This window comes from Edaphobacter sp., assembly GCF_035532915.1.
Lineage (GTDB): Bacteria > Acidobacteriota > Terriglobia > Terriglobales > Acidobacteriaceae > Edaphobacter.
Genome location: NZ_DATKQC010000474.1, coordinates 1 through 5,251, shown reverse-complemented (window position 1 = coordinate 5,251; position 5,251 = coordinate 1). Strand labels below are relative to the sequence as shown.

The 5,251-nt window shown below is 55.3% G+C and carries 4 protein-coding genes and 1 pseudogene; 2 read left to right on the top strand and 3 right to left on the bottom strand.

Translation table 11 applies throughout. The features are described 5' to 3' along the window. Positions 1–668, top strand: a 668-nt coding sequence (locus VMU57_RS22125) for a Gfo/Idh/MocA family protein (RefSeq protein WP_325387399.1), incomplete at its 5' end; no start/stop codon positions are given. Positions 669–779: 111 nt separating this feature from the next. Here VMU57_RS22125 and VMU57_RS22120 read toward each other — a convergent pair. Next, complete coding sequence (locus VMU57_RS22120; protein ID WP_325387398.1) at positions 780–1,880, bottom strand: LacI family DNA-binding transcriptional regulator; 1,101 nt, start codon at positions 1,878–1,880, stop codon at positions 780–782. A gap of 64 nt (positions 1,881–1,944) precedes the next feature. On the opposite strand from VMU57_RS22120, the gene VMU57_RS22115 reads away from it, so the two are divergent. After that, the gene (locus VMU57_RS22115) at positions 1,945–2,844 is read left to right on the top strand and encodes a phytanoyl-CoA dioxygenase family protein (protein WP_325387396.1); all 900 of its coding nucleotides are present in this window, start codon (positions 1,945–1,947) and stop codon (positions 2,842–2,844) included. A 437-nt stretch (positions 2,845–3,281) separates the two neighbouring features. On the opposite strand, the pseudogene VMU57_RS22110 reads toward VMU57_RS22115, so the two are convergent. Together VMU57_RS22110 and VMU57_RS22105 are read right to left on the bottom strand one after the other, a co-directional pair. After that, positions 3,282–4,013 (bottom strand): annotated as a pseudogene (locus VMU57_RS22110) (IS630 family transposase); the annotation flags it as partial. Between the two features lie 307 nt (positions 4,014–4,320). Beyond that, on the bottom strand, positions 4,321–5,251 hold a 931-nt coding region (locus tag VMU57_RS22105), incomplete at its 5' end, for an IS5 family transposase (RefSeq protein ID WP_325387394.1).

Genomic DNA, 5,251 nt, shown 5'->3' with positions numbered 1-5,251 from the left:
AGTTGCGCTTTGCGCCGGCAATCGCAAAGGTGAGAAAGATCCTGACTGCGGGCACCATTGGAGACCTGCACGATCTTGAGGTTCGCGTTACGGTCTATACACCATGGCACCTGTGGACCTTTCTCGAAGATGCGCCTCGTGTTGAGATTGTCCACCATTCCGTGCATTACATCGATCTGCTCCGATCATTCCTTGGCAACCCAAAGGGTGTTTATGCGCGCACACTGAAGCATCCACATAGCCCAAAGCTGGCCTCAACCCGCTCCGCGATCATTCTTGATTATGGCGATTCGCTTCGTGCCACCATAACCACAAACCACGGTCACAATTTCGGCCCTCAAGAGCAGGAGAGCTATGTGAAATGGGAAGGAACTTGCGGCGCAATCAAGGTTCAACTTGGTGCGTTGATGGACAATCCGAAAGGGCGGCCCGATACTTTCTTGATCGCAAAAACGCTCGAGGATGAAGGAGAGCAATGGCAACACCTTCCGCTAGCTGGGTCGTGGTTTCCAGATGCTTTTGTGTCCAGCATGCAGAGCCTTATTGATTTTTCCACGGGAGTGAGTCCGGTCTTACCCACATCTGTCGACGACGCTTACAAAACCATGGCGGTTGTTGAAGCAGCCTATGAATCGAACGATCATGGCGGCACTTCGGTGCGTTACTAATCGGAGTCGCACCGTAACCTTCCTCATGTGATCTGTAATGGCTCGGAGCATTCAATTCACTAATCCAGCATTTTAGGTATGGGTTTTCGTTGCCGTAGTGAGGCCTCTCATTTACGCCTTTGGATGCGGGGGTGCGGTTGATTCGCGCACGACCAATCGTGTCGCTAGCTTGAGAGACTTTTTGGATTTTGCGCCTGGCCGTAGCAGGGCTTCGACGGTCATTTTGCTTAGGTCGCAGCGCGGGATGTCAATAGTCGTAAGCGGCGGATTGAGAAAACGGGAAAAATAGGTATTATCGAAGCCGACGACAGAGATGTCTTCAGGAATGCGAATCCCGCGAGCCTGCAGTCCACGATAAACCCCCATCGCTACCATATCGGTAACTGCGATCACAGCGCTGAAATGAATCTTGCCAAACACACTCGCAATAGCACGTTCCCCCGCATCGGCTCCTGGGCCGGAAATATCCACCATATTTGTTTTCAACCGCCCGACGCGGCAAGCGCGTACAGCCGCTGCGAAACCTTCATCGCGCAACTTGTGTGAGAAAAGCCTCTGTCCATCTTTCTTGTACGAATTACGCACGAAGAGCAGATCGCGGTGCCCCAACTCGATCAAATGCTCCACCACCGTCCGCATTCCTCCACGGGAATCGACTCGGATAATGGAGGAGTGCTTCGCAAGCTTGCCTACATCCAGAGAGACAGACGGAACGCCGCTCGCAAGAATGAGTTGGCGGGCAACGGCGTCATACTCGGATGTCATGATGGCAATCCCTGAGATGCGGGCGCCGAGCAGTTGTTTCACCGCGGCTCGATGATGCTCTGGAGAGAAGTTTGTCGCCATGAGCGAGATCTGATATCCATAGCGCGCAGCTTCGTCCTCAATTGCCTGAGCAGTTTCAGCAAAGAACGGATTCTGCAGATTTGACACGACCACTCCGAGCACCTGCGTATGTCTGCGCGCGAGGTTGCTGGCGAAAAAATCCGGGTGGTATCCGAGTTCAGATATAACTGCCTGCACATGGCTTCGAGTGGTATTGCTGACGCGCCCGTTGCCGTTCAGAACTGCCGATATGGTACCCACGGATACACCCGCCAGGGCGGCAACATCGTGAATCCTCGGCCTTCCCGCTGGCTCAGGCTCTGGTTTCCTCCTCGGAGAGGAGCTAGCTTTTTTCGGCTTGTCGAAATTGGTGTGTGGACTTTTCACTCACCCAGAGTATAGCCGGGTACAGATAAAGACTTGACAGAGAGGCAAAGAAAGAGAGAGGCTTATGCTGAAACGTTTCAGCATGCCGAGGATTCCACCGATGAACTCCACTTCGATTGAAATAAGCGAACTGCGTCAGCAGCTCGATGCCCCGTTCAATCTTTCAAAAGAGCAGATCGCATTTTATGTCGAGAATGGCTACGTCAAATTGAAGCACGTGCTTCTGCCATCGCTTTTAGAGCACTACCGCGTCGCTATCAGCGGACGTGTAGCGGAGCTTTCCGTTGATGTGGCACCGATGAACGAGCGGGACACCTATGGACAGGCGTTCCTACAGATCATGAATCTGTGGACAAAGTCTGAGGCGGTCAGGGAATTCGTCTTCGGAAAGCGGCTTGCTCGTATCGCAGCTGAACTGATGGGCGTTACGGGTGTCCGGATCTACCACGATCAGGCGCTGTACAAAGAGGCCGGCGGCGGAATTACACCCTGGCACGCAGATCAGTACTACTGGCCCGTATCGAGCGATAAAACGATCACTGCGTGGGTGCCGCTTCAGAACACGCCGCAGGAAATGGGGCCGCTCGCGTTCTGCGAGAAGAGCCACCGTTTCCAGATCGGTCGGGACCTCGAGATCAGCAAAGAGAGCGAAACGACGCTCAAGGAGGCGTTGCAAAACTTCCGGACAGAAGATAGCGGTTTTGATCTAGGGGACATCTCCTTTCACGCTGGATGGACTTTCCATCGCGCCGGGGTCAACGCCTCCGATCGTCCCCGAGAAGTGATGACGGTCATATACATGGACGAAGATATGCGGTTGGTGCCGCCGAAAAATAAGAATCAGAAGCTGGACATTGAGAGGTGGTGCCCGGGGATAAATATTGGGGATGTTATCGCATCTCCACTGAATCCTGTCCTCTATTCCACACGAGAAAAGACGAATCCAGAGGCGGTATATGCCTGATGCCTCTGGTGATGCTGGCATAAGGTCTTATCTACACTACACTTGCAGGACGTGGTTGTTATCCTCACCTACTTCGTGTCCGTGCTGGGCGTTGGATTTCTTCTGAAGCGCAGGACGCACCAGTGAGGATTTCTTTCTTGTCGGCCGTGAGATGCCTGCCTGGATAGCAGGCATTAGCTTTCTTGCGGCAAACATGGGAGCGCTGGAGCTGATGGGGTGGGCGGCGGCGACCGAGTGCGGCCTGCTTGCCGCGCACTGGTGTTGCCCGCCTTCGGGTAATGGGCCTCAATCAGCGCCGACAACTCGCTCCACGGACCACCTGCTCCATCTGGTCCAGGAAAACCTCCCGCTTGCTCTTACGGCCATGCTTCTGGAAGCTCGCCTGCGATGCCAACGTACGCTGAAAACGCGCCCTTCGTTTCATGCTTCCAGTTTATTCATATACAGCGCGACCGCTGACTTATGAAGAGACTCCCTAGCTGTATAGTCCCAGAAATACGATTGCATAGTTTGGCGAGTTTTCGGAAGATGGAATCTGCGGTGGCTGTCCATGCGAAGGGGCGGCAATTCTGGTTGTAGTGTTGGGTGAAGCGGTTGATTTTTGCAATGAGATCCTTGACGCTTTTGAAAGAGCCTCGGCGGATAGCCTGTTGGGTGATGAGTCCGAACCAACGTTCGACCTGATTGAGCCAGGAAGAATACGTTGGCGTGTAGTGGACATGAAATCGGGGCCGCGCGGCCAGCCATAGGCGTACCTTGGCGTGCTTGTGGGTGGAGTAGTTGTCGACGATCAGATGGACATCGAGTTCTGCCGGGACTGCCTCATCGATGCGTTCGATGAAACCGAGAAACTCCTGATGCCGGTGGCGTGGTTTGCACTCGGTCAGCACGGTTCCGGTAGCGATGTCGAGTGCGGCAAATAAGGTTGTTGTGCCATGCCGGACATAGTCGTGGGTGACTCCTTCGACATATCCGAGCCCCATGGGCAAGACCGGCTGGGTGCGATTCAACGCCTGAATCTGCGACTTCTCATCGACCGACAGGACCACGGCGTGGTCGGGCGGGTTGAGGTAGAGGCCGACCACATCGCGCACCTTTTCGACGAAGAAGGGATCGGTGGAGAGCTTGAAACTCTTGCTGCGGTGCGGTTGCAGGGAGAAGAGTTGAAAGACCTGAGCGCTTGCCGGAATCCGGCGGCCGGGCTGCTTAGTGAAGCACAATATCCTTCTATCGACAATGGACCGCCCCAGTCGCTAACCGACGGTTCAGAAGATTAGCTTAAGGGCCAGTTGCAGAGCACGCCATCCGCCGCCGAGTTGATCGTCTAGGAACTCGTTGAAATTTGGCTGATTGCGGCGTGTTTCCTGGCGATTTTCATTTCTTCCTGTTCGAAATCTGTTTGAAGTAGAGTTCTTTGGGGTGTTTATGGATGTTTGCGAGCCTCATGGAATCATGCCCGAGGCTCGCAACCGTTGTTCAGGCACACTGCTCCCGGAACGTTTTCGGTGGTTGAGCCATCAGTCGCGGCAGCCGGATCAGGTTGTGCGCCGCGCAGCTGAAGACGAACAGCCAGTCCACTTTCTCCAGACCGCGCAACTTCACCTGGCGCAGCGGCCCGGTTTGCTTCAGCCAGCCAAAGCCCTTCTCCACAAGCCATCGCCGGCTCAGGCTGATGGCGTATCCGGGTTGGCGCGTAGTCCTGCGATCCAGGTTACTGCGGCGGCCGTTGTCGTTCTTCGTAACATGTGGCGTCACGTTCAACTCCCGCACCGTGCTGACGAAATCCTCCGTGTCGTAAGCCTTGTCGGCGCCCACGGTGATGCGCCGCGAGCGGCCTTGTTGCTTCTGCTGAAGCATCAGCAGCGCGGCGTCGCGCTCGGCGTATCCATCCGCGTGCGTCACCATCGCAGCGGCAATCAACCCGTTGCGGTTCTCCACCAGCGCGTGCCCCAGATAACTCAACTTCGATTCCTTGCCGTAACTCTTTTTGTACAGCCGCGCGTCGGCATCGGTGGTCGACTCATGCGTCTTGTTGGAGCGGTTCTGGCCATGGAAGTTCGTCCCATCGCCGTCATCGGATCCGTCTTTCGAGCGAAAGCTCTTCTGCGAGGCCCACGCCTGAATCAGCGTTCCGTCCACCGTGAAGTGTTCATCGCTCATGAACCGCTTGGCCTGCTTGTTCACTTCCGCAAAGAATCGCTGCGCTACATCAGAGGTCAGCAGCCGGTCGCGGTTCTTGGAAAACACAGCGTGGTTCCACACCGCGTCGTCCATGCCAAGGCCCACAAACCAGCGAAACAGCGGGTTGTAGTCGATCTGCTCGACCAGCAGCCGTTCCGAACGCACCGAGTAGAACACCTGCAACAAAAGCGCCCGCAGAATGTACTCCGGTGCAACCGATGGACGA

Excerpts from the sequence above, each read along its gene's own strand:
- VMU57_RS22115 (WP_325387396.1), top strand. The coding sequence starts at position 1,945 with ATGCTGAAACGTTTCAGCATGCCGAGGATTCCACCGATGAACTCCACT.